The organism is Pseudomonas sp. HP_01 (genome assembly GCF_055284355.1).
Genome location: NZ_JBTOPV010000033.1, coordinates 1 through 22,596 on the forward strand (window position 1 = coordinate 1; position 22,596 = coordinate 22,596).

The 22,596-nt window shown below is 59.6% G+C and carries 27 protein-coding genes; 13 read left to right on the forward strand and 14 right to left on the reverse strand.

Features of this window, described 5'->3' with window-relative positions:
* Nucleotides 1–140: 140 nt before the first annotated feature.
* The gene (locus ACYAR8_RS17235; RefSeq protein ID WP_065992054.1) at nt 141–1,010 is read right to left on the reverse strand and encodes a MurR/RpiR family transcriptional regulator; all 870 of its coding nucleotides are present in this window, start codon (nt 1,008–1,010) and stop codon (nt 141–143) included.
* Between the two features lie 231 nt (nt 1,011–1,241).
* Here ACYAR8_RS17235 and zwf point away from each other — a divergent pair, with 231 nt between their 5' ends.
* The 3 genes from zwf to ACYAR8_RS17250 are packed head-to-tail and all read left to right on the forward strand — an operon-like array spanning nt 1,242 to nt 4,109.
* Nucleotides 1,242–2,711, forward strand: a complete 1,470-nt coding sequence (gene zwf, locus ACYAR8_RS17240; RefSeq protein ID WP_463580509.1) for a glucose-6-phosphate dehydrogenase — start codon at nt 1,242–1,244, stop codon at nt 2,709–2,711.
* Nucleotides 2,698–3,417, forward strand: coding sequence for a 6-phosphogluconolactonase (pgl, locus tag ACYAR8_RS17245; RefSeq protein ID WP_463580510.1), 720 nt, complete (start codon nt 2,698–2,700; stop codon nt 3,415–3,417). Before zwf ends, pgl begins: the two co-directional genes overlap by 14 nt.
* 17 nt (nt 3,418–3,434) lie before the next feature.
* Entirely contained in the window at nt 3,435–4,109 is a 675-nt protein-coding gene (locus tag ACYAR8_RS17250) for a bifunctional 4-hydroxy-2-oxoglutarate aldolase/2-dehydro-3-deoxy-phosphogluconate aldolase (protein WP_065992060.1), read from the forward strand.
* 346 nt (nt 4,110–4,455) lie between these two features.
* Here the strand turns inward: ACYAR8_RS17250 and ACYAR8_RS17255 are convergent, their stop codons facing one another.
* Nucleotides 4,456–5,661 carry an aminotransferase class V-fold PLP-dependent enzyme gene (locus tag ACYAR8_RS17255; protein ID WP_463580511.1) on the reverse strand — a complete coding sequence of 402 codons (1,206 nt, stop codon included), beginning with the start codon at nt 5,659–5,661 and terminating at the stop codon, nt 4,456–4,458.
* Between the two features lie 29 nt (nt 5,662–5,690).
* Nucleotides 5,691–5,954, reverse strand: a complete 264-nt coding sequence (locus tag ACYAR8_RS17260) for a DUF3820 family protein (protein WP_074884347.1) — start codon at nt 5,952–5,954, stop codon at nt 5,691–5,693.
* A 232-nt stretch (nt 5,955–6,186) separates the two neighbouring features.
* On the opposite strand from ACYAR8_RS17260, the gene ACYAR8_RS17265 reads away from it, so the two are divergent.
* Nucleotides 6,187–6,660: a PA2169 family four-helix-bundle protein gene (locus tag ACYAR8_RS17265; RefSeq protein ID WP_074884350.1), complete on the forward strand. Its 474-nt coding sequence runs from the start codon at nt 6,187–6,189 to the stop codon at nt 6,658–6,660.
* A 42-nt stretch (nt 6,661–6,702) separates the two neighbouring features.
* Here the strand turns inward: ACYAR8_RS17265 and ACYAR8_RS17270 are convergent, their stop codons facing one another.
* From ACYAR8_RS17270 to ACYAR8_RS17320, 11 genes are all read right to left on the reverse strand, one after another.
* Entirely contained in the window at nt 6,703–8,175 is a 1,473-nt protein-coding gene (locus tag ACYAR8_RS17270) for a sensor domain-containing diguanylate cyclase (RefSeq protein WP_108120702.1), read from the reverse strand.
* 100 nt (nt 8,176–8,275) lie between these two features.
* Nucleotides 8,276–8,548 (reverse strand): HPr family phosphocarrier protein, encoded by a 273-nt coding sequence (locus ACYAR8_RS17275; RefSeq protein ID WP_074884356.1) that lies wholly within the window; start codon nt 8,546–8,548, stop codon nt 8,276–8,278.
* A gap of 16 nt (nt 8,549–8,564) precedes the next feature.
* The gene (gene rapZ / locus ACYAR8_RS17280; protein WP_074884359.1) at nt 8,565–9,422 is read right to left on the reverse strand and encodes an RNase adapter RapZ; all 858 of its coding nucleotides are present in this window, start codon (nt 9,420–9,422) and stop codon (nt 8,565–8,567) included.
* A gap of 2 nt (nt 9,423–9,424) precedes the next feature.
* The gene (gene ptsN / locus ACYAR8_RS17285) at nt 9,425–9,889 is read right to left on the reverse strand and encodes a PTS IIA-like nitrogen regulatory protein PtsN (protein WP_463580512.1); all 465 of its coding nucleotides are present in this window, start codon (nt 9,887–9,889) and stop codon (nt 9,425–9,427) included.
* 12 nt (nt 9,890–9,901) lie between these two features.
* The gene (gene hpf, locus ACYAR8_RS17290) at nt 9,902–10,210 is read right to left on the reverse strand and encodes a ribosome hibernation-promoting factor, HPF/YfiA family (RefSeq protein WP_037014798.1); all 309 of its coding nucleotides are present in this window, start codon (nt 10,208–10,210) and stop codon (nt 9,902–9,904) included.
* Between the two features lie 76 nt (nt 10,211–10,286).
* The gene (locus tag ACYAR8_RS17295; RefSeq protein ID WP_074884364.1) at nt 10,287–11,780 is read right to left on the reverse strand and encodes an RNA polymerase factor sigma-54; all 1,494 of its coding nucleotides are present in this window, start codon (nt 11,778–11,780) and stop codon (nt 10,287–10,289) included.
* Nucleotides 11,781–11,969: 189 nt separating this feature from the next.
* Nucleotides 11,970–12,695: an LPS export ABC transporter ATP-binding protein gene (lptB, locus tag ACYAR8_RS17300; RefSeq protein ID WP_463580513.1), complete on the reverse strand. Its 726-nt coding sequence runs from the start codon at nt 12,693–12,695 to the stop codon at nt 11,970–11,972.
* Complete coding sequence (gene lptA / locus ACYAR8_RS17305) at nt 12,695–13,237, reverse strand: lipopolysaccharide transport periplasmic protein LptA (RefSeq protein WP_037014791.1); 543 nt, start codon at nt 13,235–13,237, stop codon at nt 12,695–12,697. Before lptA ends, lptB begins: the two co-directional genes overlap by 1 nt.
* Entirely contained in the window at nt 13,224–13,796 is a 573-nt protein-coding gene (gene lptC / locus ACYAR8_RS17310; protein ID WP_037014789.1) for an LPS export ABC transporter periplasmic protein LptC, read from the reverse strand. The genes lptA and lptC overlap by 14 nt, the downstream gene beginning before the upstream one ends.
* 10 nt (nt 13,797–13,806) lie before the next feature.
* Nucleotides 13,807–14,340: a KdsC family phosphatase gene (locus ACYAR8_RS17315; protein ID WP_074884370.1), complete on the reverse strand. Its 534-nt coding sequence runs from the start codon at nt 14,338–14,340 to the stop codon at nt 13,807–13,809.
* Complete coding sequence (locus tag ACYAR8_RS17320) at nt 14,341–15,315, reverse strand: KpsF/GutQ family sugar-phosphate isomerase (RefSeq protein WP_074884373.1); 975 nt, start codon at nt 15,313–15,315, stop codon at nt 14,341–14,343. It lies immediately after the preceding gene.
* Between the two features lie 308 nt (nt 15,316–15,623).
* Between ACYAR8_RS17320 and ACYAR8_RS17325 the strand changes: the two genes are divergently transcribed.
* From ACYAR8_RS17325 to hisD, 9 genes are all read left to right on the forward strand, one after another.
* Nucleotides 15,624–16,433, forward strand: a complete 810-nt coding sequence (locus ACYAR8_RS17325) for an ATP-binding cassette domain-containing protein (protein ID WP_074884376.1) — start codon at nt 15,624–15,626, stop codon at nt 16,431–16,433.
* Nucleotides 16,433–17,230: a lipid asymmetry maintenance ABC transporter permease subunit MlaE gene (gene mlaE / locus ACYAR8_RS17330; protein WP_463580514.1), complete on the forward strand. Its 798-nt coding sequence runs from the start codon at nt 16,433–16,435 to the stop codon at nt 17,228–17,230. Before ACYAR8_RS17325 ends, mlaE begins: the two co-directional genes overlap by 1 nt.
* The gene (mlaD, locus tag ACYAR8_RS17335; protein WP_065992091.1) at nt 17,230–17,697 is read left to right on the forward strand and encodes an outer membrane lipid asymmetry maintenance protein MlaD; all 468 of its coding nucleotides are present in this window, start codon (nt 17,230–17,232) and stop codon (nt 17,695–17,697) included. The genes mlaE and mlaD overlap by 1 nt, the downstream gene beginning before the upstream one ends.
* 11 nt (nt 17,698–17,708) lie before the next feature.
* Nucleotides 17,709–18,365: an MlaC/ttg2D family ABC transporter substrate-binding protein gene (locus tag ACYAR8_RS17340; RefSeq protein WP_074884382.1), complete on the forward strand. Its 657-nt coding sequence runs from the start codon at nt 17,709–17,711 to the stop codon at nt 18,363–18,365.
* Complete coding sequence (locus ACYAR8_RS17345) at nt 18,362–18,667, forward strand: STAS domain-containing protein (RefSeq protein ID WP_074884386.1); 306 nt, start codon at nt 18,362–18,364, stop codon at nt 18,665–18,667. Before ACYAR8_RS17340 ends, ACYAR8_RS17345 begins: the two co-directional genes overlap by 4 nt.
* A gap of 114 nt (nt 18,668–18,781) precedes the next feature.
* Complete coding sequence (locus tag ACYAR8_RS17350; RefSeq protein WP_037014766.1) at nt 18,782–19,021, forward strand: BolA family protein; 240 nt, start codon at nt 18,782–18,784, stop codon at nt 19,019–19,021.
* A 23-nt stretch (nt 19,022–19,044) separates the two neighbouring features.
* Nucleotides 19,045–20,310 carry a UDP-N-acetylglucosamine 1-carboxyvinyltransferase gene (murA, locus tag ACYAR8_RS17355; RefSeq protein ID WP_074884754.1) on the forward strand — a complete coding sequence of 422 codons (1,266 nt, stop codon included), beginning with the start codon at nt 19,045–19,047 and terminating at the stop codon, nt 20,308–20,310.
* A 163-nt stretch (nt 20,311–20,473) separates the two neighbouring features.
* On the forward strand, nt 20,474–21,109 hold the full coding sequence (hisG, locus tag ACYAR8_RS17360) for an ATP phosphoribosyltransferase (protein WP_074884389.1): 636 nt from the start codon (nt 20,474–20,476) through the stop codon (nt 21,107–21,109).
* A gap of 156 nt (nt 21,110–21,265) precedes the next feature.
* Complete coding sequence (gene hisD / locus ACYAR8_RS17365) at nt 21,266–22,594, forward strand: histidinol dehydrogenase (protein WP_463580515.1); 1,329 nt, start codon at nt 21,266–21,268, stop codon at nt 22,592–22,594.
* Nucleotides 22,595–22,596 lie beyond the last annotated feature (2 nt).

Here is a 22,596-nt window from a genome sequence, read left to right on the forward strand (position 1 = left end):
TGGCCCCGCCCGCCGACACCCCCCCCCCCCCCCCCGCCCCTGGCCACGTCCCCCACTCACACCCTGCCCCCCCCCCGGCCCCCCCCCGCCCCCCCCCCCCCCCCCCCCCCCCCCCCCGCTCCTGCAAATGAGGCGTTCCCTTAGTTCAACTCATCATCCGCCGGATACCGGCTCGCGTTCAGGCTCTCCTTGATCTTGCGCAGATGCGGCTGGAAATCGACGCCCCGACGCAGGGTCATGCCGGTCGCCAGCACATCCAGCACCGTCAGCTGGACGATTCGCGACGTCATGGGCATATAAATGTCGGTGTCTTCCGGCAGCGGGATATTCAGGCTCAACGTGCTGGCTTTTGCCAGCGGCGAGTCGGCAGCCGTCAGGCCCAGCACCGACGCGCCGTTCTCGCGAGCGATGCGCGCCACCTCCACCAACTCGCGGGTGCGCCCCGTGTAGGAAATGATCACGAACAGCTCGCCGGTATGGGCCACCGAGGCCAGCATGCGCTGCACCAGCACGTCGGCGTGGGCCGTGACGGCAAGATTGAAGCGAAAGAATTTATGCTGCGCGTCCAGTGCGACCGGCGCCGAAGCACCAAGACCGAAGAAGTGGATCTGCCGCGCCTGAATCAACAGGTCGACCGCTTTGCTGATCAGGTTGGGGTCAAGCACTTGGCACACGCTGTCGAGGGATGCGATGGCGCTGCCAAAAATCTTGCGGGTGTAGGCTTCCGGATTGTCATCGGCTTCCACCGCCCGGCTGACGTAGGCGGCGCCGCTGGCCAGGCTCTGGGCCAGCTGCAGTTTCAGTTCCGGATAGCCGCTGACATCGAAGGAGCGGCAGAAGCGGTTGACCGTCGGCTCACTGACCTTTGCCGCCTGCGCCAGCGCGGCGATGCTGAACCGGGTGGCCTGCTGCGGATTGCTCAGAATCGCCTCGGCGACCTTGCGCTCGGCCTTGTTCAGCTCTTCCAGACGACTCTGGATCTGCTCCAGAAGATTGCGTACACGGTCCATTGTTTGTCCTTCTGATGAAACGGCGACAGGCCGGGGAACAGGCCTTTATTTGCAGAGTGGGAATTTGGGCCTTTAGCCTGTCGCAAAGGTGGCCTATCGTACTGAGGGCCTGTGGTGATCACCACTCTAATGTGGTTCTGGTGGGAATGTTGTGGTTATTACTACATTCGGCCTTGAGTAACGCCTTTAAAAAAGGTATTTGTAGCTTAACTTGATAAAAGAACCAACATTATGCTCTCGATTACGGTTGAACCGTGCACTTTTGCGTTGTTTGGCGCCTTGGGTGACCTGGCGGTGCGCAAACTGTTTCCTGCGTTGTACCAGCTTGATCGAGCTGGACTGCTGCATACCGAGACCCGAATTATTGCGTTGGCCCGTGAGCCCGGCACTCCCGAGGAGCACCTGGCCTACATCGATAAAAGCCTGCGTCGCTTCGTCCCCGAGGCGCAGCTTGAGACCGAGCACGTGGAGCGTTTTCAGGCTCGCCTGAGTTACCTGCACGTGGACTTCCTCAAGGGCGAGGATTACGTCGCGCTCGCCGAAGCCGTGGGCGACGCGCCAACCATGATTGCCTACTTCGCGACCCCTGCGTCTGTCTACGGCGCCATCTGCGAGAACCTTGCGCTGGTCGGCCTGACCGACCGCACCCGCGCGGTGCTGGAAAAACCCATCGGCCACGACCTTGCGTCGTCCCGTCGCGTCAATGACGCCGTTGCCAAGTTCCTGCCTGAAACCCGCATCTACCGGATCGATCACTACCTGGGCAAAGACACGGTGCAGAACCTCATCGCCCTGCGTTTTGCCAACAGTCTGTTCGAGACGCAGTGGAACCAGAACCACATCTCCCACGTGGAAATCACCGTGGCAGAGAAGGTCGGTATCGAAGGGCGCTGGGGCTATTTCGACCAGGCCGGCCAGCTTCGCGACATGATTCAGAACCACCTGCTGCAGCTGCTGTGTCTGATCGCGATGGACCCGCCCAGCGACCTGTCCGCCGACAGCATCCGTGACGAGAAGGTGAAGGTGCTCAAGGCACTGGCGCCGTTCACGCCGGAGCGTCTGGCCACCCAGGTGGTGCGCGGTCAATACATCGCCGGTTACAGTGACGGCAAGCCGGTGCCCGGGTATCTGGAGGAAGAGAACTCCAACACCCAGAGCGACACTGAAACATTCGTCGCCATTCGTGCCGACATCCGTAACTGGCGTTGGTCAGGCGTGCCGTTCTACCTGCGGACCGGCAAGCGCATGCCGCAAAAGCTGTCGCAGATCGTGATTCACTTCAAAGAGCCGCCGCATTACATCTTCGCCCCCGAGCAGCGCTTGCAGATCAGCAACCGCCTGATCATCCGTCTGCAGCCCGATGAAGGCATCTCGCTGCAAGTGATGACCAAGGATCAGGGCCTGGACAAGGGCATGCAACTGCGCAGCAATCCTTTGCAACTGAGCTTCTCCGACGCCTACCGCAGCGCCCGTGTGCCGGACGCCTACGAGCGGTTGTTGCTGGAGGTCATGCGTGGCAATCAGAACCTGTTTGTCCGCAAAGACGAAATCGAATACGCCTGGCAATGGTGCGACCAGTTGATCGCTGGCTGGAAAAAGGCGGGCGACGCGCCCAAGCCTTACCCGGCCGGTTCCTGGGGGCCGATGAGCTCCATTGCTTTGATTACGCGTGACGGGAGGTCCTGGTATGGCGATATGTGAACTTGAATTTCCGGCGGGTCTGAAGGCCCACGAATTCGATAATCCTGAAGTGCTGGCGAACGCGCTGGCCGATCACGTGGCTGAGCGCCTGGGGGCTGCAATTTCCAGTAATCCCCACGGCACGGCCACGCTGGTGGTGTCGGGTGGCAAAAGTCCGGTGGCGTTTTTCAAAGCGCTGGCGCAGAAGCCGCTCCAGTGGTCGAAAGTCTGCGTGAGTGTGGCCGATGAGCGCTGGGTGCCGACCGAGCACGCCGACAGCAACGAAGGCCTGCTCAAGCGTTTTCTGCTTCAGGGCCCGGCAGCGGAAGCGGAGTTCTTCAGTCTGTACCGTCCGATCACGACAGTTGATGAAGCTGCCGCGGCGACTGACGAGGCGCTCCAGGCGCTGCAGAAGATCGACGTGCTGATCCTGGGCATGGGCGATGACGGGCATACCGCATCGCTGTTCCCCGACAGCCCGCACCTGAAGGAAGCCCTGGACCTCAACAGCGATCGTCGCTGCCTGCCCATGCTCGCACCGACCGTCCCGCATCAGCGTCTGACCCTGACGCGTCCGGTACTGGCGTCGGCAGCGACCACCATTCTGTCTGTTTCCGGCCAGGCCAAACTCGATACATTGCGCACTGCACTGGCAGGCGATGACCTCGCCGAAATGCCTGTGCGCGCGTTCCTCAACCCGTCTCTAGAGATCTACTGGTGCCCATAAGCAAAGGATCAGCCGCCATGGAAAATACCCAAGTGAAACAGCCGTTGAATAGCATGGCGAGCAAGATTGCCCAGATCGACGCACTCTGCGCAAAAGCGAAGATTCTGCCGGTCATTACCATTGCCCGTGAACAGGACGTTCTGCCGCTTGCCGATGCCCTGGCCGCTGGCGGCCTGAATGCGCTGGAAATCACCCTGCGCTCCGAGTTCGGCCTCAAAGCCATTCGCATGCTGCGTGATGCGCGTCCAGAGCTGAGCGTTGGCGCCGGCACCATTCTCGACCGCCACATGCTCAAGGCGGCCGAGGAGGCGGGTTCACAGTTCATCGTCACCCCCGGCAGCACCCAGGATCTGCTGGAAGCCGCCGCGCTGAGCGAATTGCCGCTGCTGCCAGGCATCAGCAGCGCTTCGGAAATCATGATCGGTTACGCGCTGGGTTATCGTCGCTTCAAGCTGTTTCCGGCGGAAATCAGTGGCGGCGTTGGTGCAATCAAAGCACTGGGCGGTCCATTCCCGGAAGTGCGCTTCTGCCCAACCGGCGGCGTCAGTGCGGCCAACCTGAAAAACTACATGGCGCTGCCCAACGTGATGTGCGTCGGCGGCACATGGATGATCGATAACGCGTGGGTGAAGAACGGCGACTGGCAGCGGATTACCGACGCCACTGCCGAAGCAATCGCGCTGTTCGACTGAGTCTGGATCCGGCGGTCATGCGTACGCTTAGACAGCCTCCGTTCAAGTGGGGGCTGGTTAACTGCTGAGCATGATCCGTTTATGGCGCCCCTCGGGGCGTTGCTGCAGAAGTCGTTGTTGCATGGCTTTTTTACGGTGTTCCTTGGTCGGGAACGCCGTTTTTTTTTGCGCTGTTCATACGCAATACATATGTACCGCACAGGCAGTGGCTGGAGCGCTTATCTTTGCCGCTCCTTTGTAGTTCGTTTCTCGATGGATTTACGGCGCCTTCGTCATGAAGGCGCCGTCTTTTTTTCTGCGGTCCTTTCGGGGGCCTTGATCCCGGCGCTGAATGGGGGTGCAGGCCTCACGCCAGCGCGCGGAGCGCTGCCACCAACTGGTCAACGTCCTTTGCCGACGTGGTGAATCCCGGCGTGATGCGAATGCACGCCCCGCAGGCCGAGCCCTCTCGCGTGACTGCAAAAATACCGTGCTCATCGAGCAGGCGCTTGACCATGAGTTCCTGATCCCCGTGACGGCTGAACCGGAATGACGTGATCCCGCAATACAGCCGAGGGTCGTCCGGCGTCAGCACGTCAATGCCTTCGATAGCGCGCGCCTGAGTGACCCATAGGTCTCGCAGGTAAGCCAGGCGTGCGCCTTTGGCCGGAGCACCGCCCATGGCCCGATGGTCGGCGAACACTTTGGGCAGTGTCATCAGCGCCGGGATATTCGGCGTCCCGTACGGCACGCGGCCGAGGATGTCGTCCGCACCGTAGCGCTCGTCTGCCATGTCGGGGTCGATGGCGCTCAGGCGTTCCTGCTTCACATAAATAAAGCCCAGGCTCAGCGGCGCGCCTATCCATTTCTGCAGGTTGAAGCCGGCGAACGACACGCCGAGATCAGCAAGCTCGAAATCCAGCAGGCCCAAGGCATGGGCGCCATCCAGAATGACCTCGATGCCGTTGGCTTTAGCCAGCTCGGCGATGGCCTTCACTGGCATCACCAGACCGGTCCGGTGGGTGACGTACGTCAGCGCCACCAGTTTGAGTCGTGGGTGAGCGGCAAACGCTTCGCGGTAGGTCTGCAGCAACCCGTCGTGGCTCGCGGGGTGCTGGTGAGTGACCTCAATCACCTCCACGCCGCGATTCTTCGCCAACCAGCGCATGCCAGTCTGGACGCTGTTGTAGTCCAGGTCGCTGACCAGCACCTGGTCGCCAGCCACGAGGCCGTTGTAGTTGCGAATCAGCGCTTGCACCGACTCCGACGCGGAGCGGGTGAGGGCGACTTCGCGGGCTGGCACGTTGAGCAGATCGGCGAGATCGGCGCGAATCACCTCGCTGTCCTCGAAGTCGAACTTCTGCCGCACATAGACCGAGTTGCTGCGATTGACGTAAGCGAGGTTCTGCTCGTAATCCTTGAGTGCCGCGCGGGTCATGCGGCCGAAATAGCCGTATTCGAAATTGACCGGCCCCGGTTCGACGTCGTACTGCGCCGCGACCTGCTGCCAGAACGCTTCGTCCCGAGCCTGTTCATCCGCCAATTCCGTTATTGCGTATGCAGTGCTGTTCATCAAGCGGCTCGCTTTTATCAATGGACGTTTTAGTTGAAACGAATGGGCGTTTTCGAAGGGCCCGGCCGCAGAGGTTCGCGAGGCCGGGTGCGCAGCGGATCCAGCAACGCCGAAAGGCCGTTGTGATCAATCTCGTGCATCAGTGCCAGCAGGCTGCCCAGCTCACCTGCCGGGAAACCCTGCCGGGCGAACCAGTTCAGGTAGTCACCTGGCAGGTCCGCCAGCAATCGCCCTTGATACTTGCCGAACGGCATTTCGCGAGCCACCAATAGTTTGAGTTTCTCTGGATTCATCCAATAACCGCTTATCCGTTCGAGTGAACTTGAAAGATACGTGCATTCTGCAATTGCGCAAACACACAGATCATGCAGAAAGCGCGGCGCGACTGTCGCTTGATATTATTAACTCATTGTAAATTAAGGATATTCTTTATCAGCAAAAGCTGGCATGCACAGTGCAATATCTATCTTATCGAGTGTTTCGTTAACCAAACCTTTGATAAACCTGCCAGAAAGGAACCGCAAAATGTCGGATATCAACAAAGAAGCCATCTCTATTCTGAATGACTTGATCGAGACCAGCATTGACGGTGAGAAAGGTTTTCACACTGCTGCTGAAGACGCCAAGAACCCGGAAATCAAGGCCTACCTGCTTTCCCGCTCCTCTGGCTGCAAGACTTCGGTTGCCGAGCTGCAAGCTGAAGTACGCGCACTGGGCGGCGATCCAGAAGATTCGTCCAGCATTGCTGGCGGCGCACACCGTCTGTGGGTCAACCTGAAAAGCGCATTGAGCGGCAAAAACGACGAAGCCGTACTCAACGAAGTCGAAAGCGGTGAAGACCACGCGCTGAAGGCTTACAAAGAAGCGTCGCAGAAAGCGACTGAGAAAAACCTGCCGGTCAACGTTACCAGCTTGATCCAGCGTCAGCTGCAGGGCGTGCAAGCGAACCATGACAAGGTCAAAGCCTTGCGCAACACCGTTCGTGCTGCCAACAAGTAATTCGCGGTAGTTCGGAAAAACGCCAGCCAGTCTGGCGTTTTTTTATGCCTGCTGTTCCGCGAAGGGCGCAACGTACGGTTCGACTTCCACGCGGTTCCTGCCGTTTTTCTTGGCGCGGTACAGGGCACGATCAGCAGCATGAAACAGCAGTTCGGGCTGATCGTGGGTTACCGGCAGATGCGTGGCGACGCCGATGCTCACCGTGATGGGCACTGTGTCCTCAGCGAAAGGCGGAAGTGCTTCAATTGCAAGGCGCAGCTTTTCTGCAATGACACAGGCACCTGCCTTGTCGGTTTCCGGGAGCACCACCATGAATTCTTCACCGCCATACCGGGCGGCGAGGTCACCTGGCCTGCGGATGCTGGCGGCGAGCGTCTGGGCGACGCTGCGCAGTGCAACGTCGCCGCCATGATGTCCGTGTCGGTCATTGAAGGCCTTGAAGTGGTCCACATCAATCATCAGTAATGCCAGAGGCCTTCCCGAACGCATGCTTCGCGCCCATTCCTGCTTGAGCACCTGATCCAGCCTGCGCCGGTTGGCCAGACCGGTCAGCCCGTCCGTAGATGCCAGGCCAGCCAGTTCGCGCTCGGCGTTTTGGCGCAGACGCAGCTGACGGCCCAATAGCCAGGACAGCAGCAGAATGCCGATGCAGAGCAGGCCAGTGGCGCCCGCCACCAACATTGCATTGCGCTGCCAGACGGCATAGACGTCGTCCCGCGATTGCGCCACCACCACAATGAGTGGCAGGTCACCGACCCGAGAAAACGTATACAGGCGCTGAACGCCGTCAAGATCGGATACCGCGGTGAAACTGCCATTGACCTCCGACAGCACGCGTTTGAAGTTCTGGCGCATGCTGAAGTCCTGGCCTACATAGGTCCGACCATTGGATTCAGGCTGCCGGGCGAGGAGTATCCCGTTGGCACCTAACAAGTTGATGGTGCTCCCCGGGCCGACGTCCAGCGTGCGAAACAACTGGTCGAAGTAAGTCAGCCTCATGGACGCGCTGGCCACGCCAACGAACCTGCCGTCATTTGAAGGGATGCGGCGGCTGAAACTTATGCACAGGTCTTTGAAGCCCCATCGGGTACGAAACGGTCCGTCGACCAGCAGTGCAAGGGAATTGTTGTCCCGGTGATGCTGGAAACTCGACCTGTCAGAGAAGTTATCCTGACGCGGTGTCAACGAGGTCGAGTCGGCAATGATGCTCCCCGTCTCGTTCAGCAACACCAGATCACCCTTGTAAGGCGCGGCAGTAGCGCGATCAAAGAGTACCAACTGACGCAACTCAGGCGAGATGGTCCCAAGGTCCGGTCTCAGCCATGCAGAGATCAGCCCTTGGAGCGAGGTATCATAAAGTTCGGCATTGCGTTGGACGTCAGCATCGATAAGCTGCACGACGTTGTTCGCCGCACGCACGGAGGCTTCGTTGGCGCTGCCCAGCTCCCTGAACAGCAGCCACGCAACGATTGCCATAATCGCCATGACCGCCAGAACGCTGCCCAGAAGGAGCATCTTCTCGGACCCCGACCTGCTCCTTCGCACAAACGTCCGCGTGAATGACAGTGGCATCGCTCATCTCTGACGGTAATGGACGCGTCGCCCAGGCGTAAGCTTATTCGCCTTCGTCAAACTTGTTGTTGATCAGCTCCACCAGTCCCGCCAGCGCGGCCTCGGCGTCTTCACCTTCGGTAGCCAGATGAATCAGGGTGCCCTTGCCGGCAGCGAGCATCATGACGGCCATGATGCTTTTGCCATCGACCATGGTTTCCGGCGTGCGGCCAACCCTGATCTGACACGGGTACTTGCCGGCGACACCCACGAACTTGGCGGCGGCCCGGGCGTGCAGACCCAGCTTGTTGATGATGGTGATTTCTAGAGCGGGCATCGCGATGGAGGTCCTTTCAGCTTAGGTCGCGGTGGCGGACCTGAACATTCTTGAGCGATTGCTGCAGCACCTGACCCAGACGTTCTGTCAGGTAGACGGAGCGGTGGTGTCCGCCGGTGCAGCCAATGGCGATAGTGACGTAGGCGCGGTTGCTGGCGGCGAAGCGCGGCAACCACTTGTTGAGGTACGCAAAGATGTCCTGGAACATCTCTTCGACGTCCGGCTGAGCTGCAAGGTAATCGGCAACCGGCTTGTCGAGGCCCGACTGCTCGCGCAGCTCCGGTTTCCAGTACGGATTGGGCAGGCAGCGCACGTCGAACACCAGGTCGGCGTCCACGGGCATGCCGCGCTTGAAGCCGAAGGATTCGATGAGGAAGGCGGTGCCCGGCTCGGGTTTGTTCAGCAGGCGCAGTTTAAGAATGTCGCGCAGCTGGTAGAGATTCAGGTGCGTGGTGTCGACCGTCAGATCAGCCAGGTCGATGATCGGACCGAGCAGGGTTTTCTCGTCACGAATCGCCTCGGCCAGCGAGCGTGTTGCCGTGCTCAGCGGGTGACGACGTCGGGTCTCGGAAAAACGCTTGAGCAGGGTTGCTTCATCGGCATCGAGAAACAGCACGTCGCACTGGATATGGCGGGCGCGAACTTCGGCGAGCATGCGCGGGAATCGTGTCAGGTGACTGGGCAGGTTGCGCGCATCAATCGAGACAGCTAATAAAGGCTCAGCCAGCTCGGTGTTGATCAGCGCGCGCTCGGCCAGCTCAGGGAGCAGGCCGGCGGGAAGATTGTCGACACAGTAGAAGCCGCTGTCTTCAAGGACATCGAGGGCCGTGCTCTTGCCGGAGCCGGAGCGGCCGCTGACGATGATCATGCGCATGATCAGTGACCGTTCTGGACGTCGAGCACGACGTTGTAGAGCTCTTCGCCTGTCTTGGCGCCGCGCAGGCGCTTACGCACCTCGGCCTGATCAAGCATGCTGGCGATCTGGCGCAGCAGTTCGAGATGGGCATCGGTGGCCGCTTCCGGGACCAGCAGCACAAAAAGCAGGTCAACCGGTGCGCCGTCAATGGCGTCGAAATCTATGGGTTTCTCGAGATGCAGCACGGCGCTGACGGGCGTTGAACAGCCCTTCAGCCTACAGTGGGGAATGGCGATGCCATTGCCGAATCCGGTAGAACCGAGCTTTTCACGGGCAGTAAGACTTTCAAACATCACCTGCTCATCAAGATCAGGCACCTGCTTGCTGATCACGTTGGCGATCTTTTGGAGTACGGCTTTTTTGCTGCCGCCTGGCACGTTCACGAGGGAACGGCCAGGGGTCAGGATATTTTCAAGTCGGATCATGAGTGGGGAGTGTCAGCGAGCAGTCGCGCCTTGCAGCAGACTTTGCTGTTTTTCCTTATGTTTTTTGAGTTGGCGGTCAAGCTTGTCGGCAAGCAGGTCAATGGCTGCATACATGTCGTCGTGTTCGGCGTTGGCAACCACTTCAGCGCCAGGAACATGCAGGGTGGCTTCGATTTTCTGCTTGAGCTTCTCGACCTCCATCGTGACCTGCACATTCGTGATCTTGTCAAAGTGGCGTTCCAGTCGGGCGAGCTTCTCGCCGATGTAGGTACGCAGAGGTTCGGTCACTTCCAGCTGGTGTCCACTGATGTTGACTTGCATACAGCTTCTCCTTCGTTGCCAGTGCATTAAGAGGCAGGCGTAATGCCTGCCACTGAAACACTTTGACGTGTGGCCTTTACATCAGCCGCTTGCGTTCGCTGGACGGCGAAATCCCAAGGGATTCGCGGTACTTGGCGACTGTGCGACGGGCCACTTGAATGCCTTGTGCTTCCAGTAAACCAGCGATCTTGCTGTCACTCAACGGCTTTTTCTGATTTTCCGCGGCGACCAGTTTTTTGATGATCGCGCGAATCGCCGTGGACGAGCATTCGCCGCCTTCGGAGGTGCTGACGTGGCTGGAAAAGAAATATTTGAGTTCGTAGATCCCGCGCGGGGTGTGCATGAATTTCTGCGTGGTCACCCGGGAAATCGTCGATTCGTGCATGCCGACCGCTTCGGCGATGTCATGCAGAACCAGCGGCTTCATGGCCTCGTCGCCGTACTCGAGGAAGCCGCGCTGGTGTTCGACGATTTGCGTGGCCACCTTCATCAGCGTCTCGTTGCGGCTCTGCAGGCTTTTGATGAACCAGCGGGCTTCCTGCAGTTGATTGCGCATGAAGGTGTTGTCGGCACTGGTATCGGCGCGACGCACGAATCCTGCGTATTGCGGATTGACCCGCAGGCGCGGCACGGATTCCTGGTTCAGCTCCACCAGCCAGCGCTCGTTGTCCTTGCGCACAATGACGTCAGGCACGACGTATTCAGCTTCACTGGACTCGATCTGTGAGCCGGGCCGCGGGTTGAGGCTCTGGACCAGCTCAATGACCTGACGCAGGTCGTCTTCCTTGAGCTTCATGCGGCGCATCAGTTGCGCATAGTCGCGGCTGCCCAGCAGGTCGATGTATTCGCTGACCAGCTTCTGGGCTTCCGCCAGCCACCTGGTTTTGGCCGGCAACTGGCGAAGCTGCAGCAGGAGGCATTCACTCAGGTTGCGAGCGCCGATGCCGGCAGGCTCGAACTGCTGGATGCGGTGCAGAACGGCTTCTATCTCATCCAGCTCGATATCGAGTTCGGGATCGAATGCGTCGAGCAATTCTTCAAGTGTTTCGTCGAGGTAGCCCTGGTTGTTGATGCAGTCGATCAGGGTCACGGCGATCAGGCGATCGGTGTCGGACATCGGCGCCAGGTTGAGCTGCCAGAGCAGGTGGCTTTGCAGGCTCTCGCCAACAGAAGTGCGGGTGGTGAAATCCCACTCGTCATCGTCATTGCTGGGCAGGCTGCTGGCGCTGGTTTGATAGACGTCTTCCCACGCGGTGTCGACGGGCAGCTCGTTGGGGATGCGCTCGTTCCAGTCGCCCTCATCCAGATTGTCGACGGTAGGCGCCGATTCCTGATAGGTGGGCTCCTGAACATCAGCGTTGGGCTTTTGCTCTACGTTATCCGCCAAGGGGTCGGCATTGTCGAAATCGTCGCCTTCCTCCTGCCGTTCCAGCATCGGGTTCGACTCCAGCGCCTCCTGAATCTCCTGTTGGAGATCCAGCGTCGACAGCTGAAGCAAGCGGATTGCCTGTTGCAGCTGAGGCGTCATCGTCAGCTGCTGGCCCATTCTCAAGACTAGCGAAGGTTTCATGGCAGGGCTTAACACCTTATTCGCCGGCGCACTGCGCGCCATTTACTACCAGGGCGCCGATGGCGCCAACTTAAGCAAATTATATGCCTGAAGCTGGAGGGTTTGCCTAGAGTGTGATGACAATTAAAAAACGAGGTCGGCGATAGCGCGCGCTGCGGGGCACCGCACGACCTCATGTCATCACTGCGGTTACAGGCGGAACTCGTGACCCAGATACACTTCCTTGACCAACTGGTTGGCCAGGATGGATTCGGCGTCGCCTTCGGCAATTAGCTGCCCATCGTTGACGATGTAGGCGGTTTCGCAGATATCCAGCGTTTCACGCACGTTGTGGTCGGTGATCAGCACGCCGATCCCTTTGGCCTTGAGGTGGTGAATGATCTGCTTGATGTCGCCTACGGAAATAGGGTCGACACCGGCGAAGGGTTCGTCGAGCAGAATGAATTTCGGCGAAGTGGCGAGGGCGCGTGCGATTTCCACACGGCGACGTTCACCACCCGACAGGCTCATCCCCAGGTTGTCGCGAATGTGGGTGATGTGGAATTCCTGCAGCAGGCTCTCCAGCTCCTTGCGGCGGGCAGCGCGATCGAGCTCGTTGCGGGTCTCCAGGATCGCCATGATGTTGTCCGAGACGGAGAGCTTGCGGAAGATCGATGCTTCCTGTGGCAGGTAGCCAATACCGGCGCGTGCGCGGCCGTGCATCGGCTGGTGGCTGACGTCCTGGTCGTCGATCAGGACGCGACCCTGATCCGCCTGAACCAGGCCGACGATCATGTAGAAGCAGGTGGTCTTGCCGGCGCCGTTGGGGCCGAGCAGGCCGACGATCTGGCCGCTCTCGATGGACAGGCTGACGTCACGTACGACCTGGCGGCTTTTATAGGCCTTGGCCAGGTGTTGGGCTTTCAGCGTTGCCATTACTGGGCCTTCTGCTGGTCGGTTTTCTTTTTCGGCTGGATGACCATGTCGATGCGAGGGCGTGGGGCGGTGACCTTGGTGCCATTGGCACGACCGGCGTTCACGACCTGCTTGACGGTGTCATAGACGATTTTCTCGCCTTCGGACGTGTTGCCGTCGTTGACTACTTTGGCCTTGTCGATCAGCACGATGCGGTTCTGGGCCGCGAAGTACTGGATGGTAACGCCCCAGGCCTGAACGATCGGCTTGTCCACCGATGGCTTCTGCTCGTAGTAAGCCAGGTTGCCCACGGACGTAAACACGTCCACGTCGCCTTGCGGTGTACGGGTGATGGTCACGGTGTTGCCGGTGATCTTCATCGTGCCCTGGGTGATGATGACATTGCCTTTGTAAGTGGCGATGCCTTGCTTGTCGTCCAGTTGCGCGTCATCCGACTGAATGTGGATGGGTTGATCGCGATCCGTCGGCAGAGACCAGGCGCTCGCGCTTCCCAGTGCTGCGCCCAGGCCGAGCAAAAAAGGAAGGGTTTTAACGAGCCTCATACTGTCCTCTTACGTTGGATAGCAGGTTCATCCTGCTTTCTTTCAGATACGCTTTCATACCCGTGCCGGTCGTTACACCGCCAAGGCCGTCGATTCTAACGGGTTGGGCAGTCTCCGCATATTGCTTCTGCGGGAATACAGTCATGCGGCTGCTGGTGATGATGGTGGTACGGTTCTTTTCGTCGGTGCGGTTGATGCGCACCGAGTCGATCAGCTCGACGTGATCACCCCCCGGCGACACTTCGGCGCGAACGCTCTGTACGTGCCACGGGAAGGTCGAGCCGCGATACATCTGCAGCACCGGCGTGGTCATCAGGGTGACGTCGGTGGCTTTCAAGTGCTCGACCTTGTCGGCGGTCATGTCGTACTGCATGGTCCCGTCGGGCAGGTACTGAATGCTGTGGGCGTTGGTCGCATAGTAATCGACAGCGCTTTCATCCACGGCAGCCTTGGGTTGATCGAGGAAGCTTTCCGGACTGATGTTCCAGTAGCCGACCGCTGCCAGCAGCAGTGCCAGCACACCGAACAGCAGAAACGTACGAAACTTTTTGCTCAGCATAAATGCACTTCTATAGGTAGGCGGCGTGAGCCGCTTCGAGGTTGCCCTGAGCTTTCAGGATCAACTCGCAGAATTCGCGGGCAGCGCCTTCGCCGCCACGTGCCTGGGTGGTGCCATGGGCGTGCTCGCGAACAAAGCCGGCAGCGTTGGCAACGGCCATGCCCAGACCGACCCGGCGAATGACCGGCAGGTCGGGCAAATCGTCACCCAGATACGCGACGTGCTCGTAGCTTAGATTCAGTTGTTGCAAAAGCTCGTCGAGAACCACGAGTTTGTCTTCGCGGCCCTGATAAAGATGTGCGATGCCGAGGTTCTTCGCGCGCCGCTCAACCACGGGCGTCTTGCGCCCGCTGATGATGGCTGTCGTCACGCCCGAGTTGATGAGCATCTTGATGCCCTGGCCGTCGAGGGTGTTGAACGTCTTGAACTCGCTGCCGTCTTCGAGGAAATACAGGCGCCCATCGGTCAGTACGCCATCGACATCGAAGATGGCCAGTTTGATGTTCTTGCCGCGTTGCATCAGGTCATTCATATCGGCGCTCATTTACATGACTCCTGCGCGGAGCAGGTCTTGAAGGTTGAACGCGCCAACCGGGCGATCGTTCTCGTCGACCACGATGAGTGCGCCGATCTTGTTGTCTTCCATGATTTTCAGGGCTTCGGCCGCCAGCATTTCCGGGCGCACGGTCTTGCCGTGGACGGTCATCACTTCATCGATGCTGGCCTGGCGTATGTCGATCGGGCGATCCAGCGTGCGACGCAAATCACCGTCCGTGAAGATACCGGCAAGGCGGCCATCGCTCTCGATAATGGCCGTCATGCCCAGCCCCTTGCGGGTCATTTCCATCAGCGAGTCGCGAAGCGGCGTGCCCCGCGCAACCTGCGGGAGGTCGACGCCAGTGTGCATGACATGCTCGACCTTCAACAGCAGCCGACGACCCAGCGCACCGCCCGGGTGGGAAAAGGCGAAGTCTTCGGCGGTGAAGCCTCTGGCGTCCAGTAGCGCAACGGCCAGGGCGTCGCCCATGACCAGCGCCGCCGTGGTGGAGGAGGTGGGCGCCAGATTCAGCGGGCAGGCTTCTTTTTCGACCCGCGCATTGAGGTTGACGTCTGCGGCCTTGGCCAGCGTTGACTCCGGGTTGCCGGTCAGGCTGATCATCTTGATGCCCAGGCGCTTGATCAAAGGCAGCAATGTGACGATCTCGGCTGTCGTACCCGAATTGGACAGGGCAAGGATGATGTCGGCGCTGGTGATCATGCCCATGTCGCCGTGGCTGGCCTCGGCCGGGTGCACAAAAAACGAAGGGGTGCCGGTGCTGGCAAGGGTGGCAGCGATCTTCTTGCCGATATGCCCGGACTTGCCCATACCGACCACGACCACGCGGCCCTGGCTGCCCAGAATCATGTCGCACGCGCTGACGAAATCGGCATTGATGTGCGCAAGCAAACCTTCCACTGCTTCTATTTCAAGGCGGATGGTGCTCTGTGCCGATTCAATCAGATTGCGCGCATTGGACATATCGGAAGGGGTCGCTTGGTCAAAAGCCGGGGATTATAGCGGCAATGTTCAAAAGCCTCACGCTTCATCGTTGCTGTTTGTTTAATGAAAGGGCGCGTCCTTCAGCAACTGAGTGATAACGGCTGACGATGGGTACGAAATTTCCACGCCGTCCTTAATGCCGTTCTTTGTTTGCGACTTGACGCGTTGGAGCTTGGGCGGCGTGCGACAGCGGTGGTATAGTCCGCCGCTTGTTCGGCCCCTCCATAAGTGTGTCGTTCGTCAAGAACGCGGCATCTGAGAGACAGGTTGCATCGCAAGGAGTTTAGATGAGTGCCGATAACGCCTACGCGGTCGAGCTGAAGGGCGTTTCCTTCAAGCGCGGTGCGCGCAGCATCTTCAATAATGTGGACATCCGCATCCCCCGGGGCAAAGTCACCGGCATCATGGGACCGTCGGGCAGTGGTAAAACAACACTGCTGCGGTTGATGGGCGCACAACTGCGTCCAAGCGCGGGTGAAGTCTGGGTCAATGGCCAGAATTTGCCAAAGCTTTCGCGCAGCGATCTGTTCGATGCGCGCAAGCAGATGGGCGTGCTCTTTCAGAGCGGCGCACTGTTCACCGATCTCGACGTTTTCGAAAACGTGGCGTTCCCGCTGCGGGTTCACACCAAGCTGCCTGAAGACATGATCCGCGACATCGTTCTGCTCAAGCTGCAGGCGGTGGGGCTTCGTGGCGCAGTCGACTTGATGCCCGACGAGCTGTCGGGTGGCATGAAGCGCCGTGTTGCACTGGCGCGCGCCATCGCGCTGGATCCCCAGATTCTCATGTACGACGAACCCTTCGTGGGCCAGGACCCTATCGCCATGGGCGTGCTGGTTCGGCTGATCCGGCTGCTCAATGATGCGCTGGGCATCACCAGTATCGTGGTGTCCCACGACCTCGCCGAGACCGCGAGTATTGCCGACTATCTCTATGTCGTCGGCGATGGTCAGGTGCTGGGGCAGGGCACACCGCAGGAACTGATGCAGTCGGATAACCCTCGTATACGTCAGTTCATGACGGGTGATCCCGACGGGCCGGTGCCTTTCCATTATCCGGCGCCGGATTATCGCGACGATCTTTTGGGGAAGCGCTGATGCGCAGAAAGTCTTTAATGGATCGCGTACGCCTGATGGGGCGTTCGACGATCGATATAGTTGCAGTGCTGGGTCGTTCAGGGATTTTTCTGGTTCATGCGTTGCTCGGGCGCGGCGGAATCGGTGGTGGCTTCCAGCTGCTCCTTCGTCAGCTGCACTCGGTGGGCGTCATGTCACTGGCCATTATCGTCGTATCCGGCGTATTTATCGGCATGGTGCTGGCGCTGCAAGGCTTCAGCATTCTCGCCAAATATGGCTCCGAACAGGCCGTGGGGCAGATGGTTGCCCTGACGTTGCTGCGTGAACTCGGCCCGGTCGTTACCGCTCTATTGTTCGCCGGCCGTGCAGGCTCTGCGCTCACCGCTGAAATCGGCAACATGAAATCGACCGAGCAGTTGTCCAGCCTCGAGATGATTGGCGTCGATCCGCTCAAATACATCGTCGCGCCGCGTCTCTGGGCAGGCTTCATTTCGCTTCCGGTTCTGGCGCTGATTTTCAGCGTGGTGGGCATTTGGGGTGGTTCATGGGTGGCGGTCGACTGGCTGGGCGTTTACGAAGGCTCCTTCTGGGCCAACATGCAGAACAGCGTTTCGTTTACCGATGATGTACTCAACGGTGTCATCAAGAGCGTCGTGTTCGCTTTTGTCGTCACCTGGATTGCCGTGTTTCAGGGCTATGACTGCGAGCCCACGTCCGAAGGGATCAGTCGCGCCACGACCAAGACCGTGGTCTACGCCTCATTGGCCGTACTGGGCCTGGACTTTATTATGACCGCCTTGATGTTTGGAGACTTCTGATGCAAAACCGCACCCTCGAAACCGGTGTAGGCCTGTTTCTGCTGGCCGGGATCCTGGCTTTGCTCCTGCTCGCCCTGCGCGTCAGCGGTCTGAGCGCCAGCGCCAACACCGACACTTATAAACTTTACGCAAATTTCGACAATATCGCCGGTTTGACTGTCAGAGCGAAAGTGACCATGGCCGGTGTGAACATTGGCAAGGTCACTGCAATCGATCTGGATCACGATACCTTCACAGGGCGCGTGACGATGGAAGTGAACAAGCGGGTCAACAACCTGCCTTCGGATTCCACGGCTTCCATTCTGACCGCAGGCCTGCTGGGTGAAAAATACATCGGCATCAGTGTCGGTGGCGATGACCAACTGTTGAAAGACGGCGGCACCATCCATGACACCCAGTCCTCGTTGGTACTCGAAGACCTGATCGGTAAATTCCTGCTCAATTCAGTGGGCAAAGACGCCAAATGAGGAGTTTTTTCATGATCTCGATTCTGCGCCGTGGCCTTCTGGTGCTGCTGGCCGCCCTGCCTTTGTTTGCCAATGCAGCGGCGTCCGATGCTTCCGCCCACGACCTGGTTGATCGCACCACCAAGCAATTGCTGGCTGACCTGTCCGCCAACAAGGAAACCTACAAGTCCAATCCGCAAGCCTTTTACGATGCACTTAACGGCATCGTTGGCCCGGTCATCGACGCTGACGGCATCTCCAAAAGCATCATGACCGTGAAGTATTCGCGCAATGCGTCCCCGGCGCAGATGCAACGCTTCCAGGAAAACTTCAAGCGCAGCCTGATTCAGTTCTATGGCAACGCGCTGCTTGAGTACAACAACCAGGGCATCACTGTGTCCCCTGCCAAGCAGGAAGGTGCTGATCGCACCTCCGTCGACATGTCGGTCAAAGGCAACAATGGCGCGGTCTACCCTGTTTCCTACACCCTCGTCAAAATCGGCGGTGAGTGGAAAGTGCGTAACGTGATCATCAACGGCATCAATATCGGCAAGCTGTTCCGCGATCAGTTCGCTGACGCCATGCAGCGCAACGGTAACGACCTGGACAAAACCATCGACGGCTGGGCTGGCGAAGTCGCCAAGGCCAAGCAGACCTCGGAAGCCTCCAGCGACAAGGTTGTCAAATGAGTCAAGCGTCCGTCACTGCCGCTGGCGGCGGAGAGCTGATGCTCTCCGGCGTGATCGACTATCGGACCGGCCCCGCCTTGCGTGAGCAGGGCGCGGCGCTGATCAAGGCAAGCACTGCTCCGGCGCTGACACTGGATTGCTCCGGTGTCGAAAAGTCCAGCAGTGTCGGCCTTTCATTGCTCCTCGCCTTCATGCGGGATGCTCAGGCGGCGGGCAAGTCAGCCACCGTCCGGGCGTTGCCAGAAGACATGCAGGAAATCGCCAAAGTCTCTGAGTTGACCGAGCTGTTGCAGCACCATTAATTGCTTTCATCGATCAAGCCCCTCGTCCGTCCCTTGCAAAGTAGGGTTCGCAACGAGAGGGCTTTTTTGTATGATGGCCGACCCGCGCGCGTAGGGCGCCGATAGAGGTTAAGCATGCAGGCCGTAGAAGTTAAAAGCTTCCTGGAAGCTAAGTTGCCAGACATCCAGGTCGAAGTTGAAGGCGAAGGCTGTAATTTCCAGCTGAACCTGATCAGCGACGAACTGGCCGCACTGAGCCCGGTCAAGCGCCAGCAGCAGATCTACACGCATTTGAACCCATGGATCGCCGATGGCAGTATCCACGCGGTCACCATGAAATTTTTCAGCCGCGCTGCATGGGCCGAGCGCACCTGAGCCAAAACGGCGTCGAGATTCCAATGGATAAACTGATTATTACTGGCGGCATTCGTCTTGATGGCGAAATCCGCATCTCCGGGGCAAAGAACTCTGCCCTGCCGATTCTCGCAGCCACGCTGCTGGCTGATGGTCCTGTGACCGTCGCCAACCTGCCGCATCTGCACGACATCACCACCATGATCGAGCTGTTCGGTCGCATGGGCATCGAGCCGATCATCGACGAGAAGCTCAGCGTCGAGATCGATCCTCGCACCATCAAGACCCTGGTCGCACCGTACGAACTGGTGAAAACCATGCGTGCGTCGATCCTCGTCCTCGGCCCTATGGTTGCCCGTTTCGGTGAAGCCGAAGTGGCATTGCCTGGTGGTTGCGCCATCGGTTCGCGGCCGGTCGATCTGCACATCCGTGGTCTTGAAGCCATGGGCGCGATCATCGACGTCGAAGGCGGTTACATCAAGGCCAAGGCGCCGGAAGGCGGCCTCCGCGGTGCGCACTTCTTCTTCGACACCGTCAGCGTCACCGGTACCGAGAACATCATGATGGCCGCTGCCCTGGCCAACGGCCGCAGCGTCCTGCAAAACGCCGCCCGTGAACCTGAAGTCGTCGACCTGGCGAACTTCATCAACGCGATGGGCGGTAAAGTCTCTGGCGCCGGCACCGACACCATCACCATCGACGGCGTCAAACGCCTGGGTTCGGCGACCTATCGCGTCATGCCCGACCGTATCGAAACCGGCACCTATCTGGTGGCCGCGGCTGCGACCGGCGGCCGTGTGAAACTCAAGGACACCGATCCGACAATTCTCGAAGCGGTTCTCGAGAAGCTGCGTGAAGCCGGTGCCGAGATCACGACCGGCAGCAATTGGATCGAGCTGGATATGCACGGCAAACGTCCGAAAGCGGTCAACGTGCGCACTGCGCCATACCCGGCTTTCCCGACTGACATGCAGGCCCAGTTCATCTCGCTGAATGCCATTGCCGAGGGTACCGGGACGGTCATCGAAACCATCTTCGAAAACCGCTTCATGCACGTGTATGAAATGCACCGCATGGGCGCGCAGATTCAGGTCGAGGGCAACACCGCTATCGTCACCGGCTGCACCAAGCTCAAAGGCGCGCCAGTGATGGCGACCGACCTGCGTGCTTCGGCGAGCCTGGTCATTTCGGCGCTGGTTGCCGAAGGTGACACGCTGATCGACCGCATCTACCACATCGACCGTGGTTACGAATGCATCGAAGAAAAACTGCAGATGCTGGGCGCGAAGATCCGTCGCGTTCCGGGCTAGTCAGCTGCTGCGCGTTTGCCCGGGTCGATGAGATCGACCTGGGCAACGTGTCTGGCCATCGCGCCATGACTTTCTGATTCGTTCCCTGCGGCTTCTTGAGCCGCAGGCTGTCGGGCGCCAGTTGCGACCCGGCACGCGCTGCTGATAAGGACTGACGTTTCCCATGTTGACCATCGCACTGTCCAAGGGCCGTATCCTCGACGACACCTTGCCGCTGCTCGCTGCGGCGGGCATCGTGCCGACCGAGAATCCGGACAAGAGCCGCAAGCTGATCATCCCAACGACGCAGCCCGATGTGCGCCTGCTGATCGTGCGCGCCACCGACGTGCCGACCTATGTCGAGCATGGCGCTGCAGATCTCGGCGTTGCGGGCAAGGACGTCCTGATGGAATACGGCGGTCAAGGGCTGTACGAGCCCCTCGACCTGCAAATCGCCCAGTGCAAGTTGATGACCGCAGGCGCGGTCGGCGCCGTCGAACCCAAGGGGCGGCTGCGTGTTGCAACCAAGTTCGTCAATGTTGCCAAGCGCTACTACGCCGAACAAGGCCGTCAGGTCGACATCATCAAACTGTATGGCTCCATGGAGCTTGCGCCGCTTGTGGGCCTGGCCGACAAGATCATCGACGTCGTCGACACCGGCAACACGCTGCGGGCCAACGGCCTCGAACCCCAGGACATGATTGCCCACATCAGCTCGCGTCTGGTGGTGAACAAGGCATCCATGAAAATGCAGCACGCCCGTATCCAGTCGCTGATCGACACCCTGCGCACAGCCGTGGAGTCGCGACACCGCGGTTGACTGAATCGCGTGACCTTCAACAGGATCACGCCCAGCTATCCGTGTCATAGCCAAATTTCTCAGGTGCCCGCGCGGATGGCTTGCTAGCTTAGGCATCTGCCTATCCTTGCAACTGACATAGCCACCTGAGAAATCGCCATCATTGAGGCCCACGCTATGACCATTCCCAACGCTATTCGCCGACTCAACGCTGCCGATCCGGATTTCGCCCGTCATCTGGATCATCTGCTGAGCTGGGAAAGTGTGTCTGACGACTCGGTCAATGAGCGTGTGCTGGACATCATCAAGAACGTGCGCGAGCGCGGTGATGCGGCCCTGGTGGAATACACCCGCCGCTTCGACGGCCTGGACGTTGCGTCAATGGCGGACCTGATTCTGCCGCGTGAGCGCCTGGAGCTTGCACTGACCCGCATCACGCCGGACCAGCGTCAGGCCCTCGAAAAAGCAGCCGACCGGGTGCGCAGTTACCACGAGCGGCAGAAGCAGGATTCCTGGAGCTACACCGAAGCCGACGGCACCGTCCTCGGCCAGAAAGTCACTCCTCTGGACCGCGCCGGCCTTTACGTGCCGGGCGGTAAAGCGTCTTACCCGTCTTCAGTGTTGATGAACGCCATTCCCGCCAAAGTGGCTGGTGTGGGCGAAGTGGTCATGGTCGTGCCGACCCCGCGCGGTGAGCTCAACGAGCTGGTACTGGCGGCGGCCTGCATCGCCGGCGTCGATCGGGTATTCACCATCGGCGGCGCGCAGGCGGTTGCGGCGCTGGCCTATGGCACTGAAAGCGTTCCACAGGTGGACAAAGTCGTCGGGCCGGGCAACATCTATGTGGCCACCGCCAAGCGTCATGTGTTCGGTCAGGTGGGCATCGACATGATCGCCGGCCCGTCGGAGATTCTGGTGGTGTGCGACGGCCAGACCGACCCGGACTGGATCGCCATGGACCTGTTCTCTCAGGCCGAGCACGACGAAGACGCCCAGGCGATTCTGGTCAGCCCGGATGCGGAATTCCTTGATCGCGTCGCGGCCAGCATCGCCAGACTGATGCCGACGATGGAGCGCGCGGAAATCATCCAGACCTCGATCAATGGCCGCGGCGCCTTGATCAAAGTAGCCGACATGACTCAGGCGATTGAAGTCGCCAACCGGATTGCGCCGGAGCACCTGGAGTTATCGGTGGCCGACCCTGAGGCCTGGCTGCCGCAGATTCGCCACGCCGGCGCGATCTTCATGGGCCGCCACACGTCCGAAGCGCTGGGCGACTACTGCGCAGGTCCCAACCACGTGTTGCCGACTTCGGGCACTGCACGGTTCTCGTCGCCGCTGGGCGTGTACGATTTTCAGAAACGCTCGTCGATCATTTTCTGCTCGGAGCAGGGCGCGTCCGAACTGGGCAAAACGGCCTCTGTGCTGGCGCGCGGCGAGTCATTGACCGCCCATGCCCGCAGCGCCGAATACCGCATCGTCGACACCGAACAAGAGGGCAACTGAGC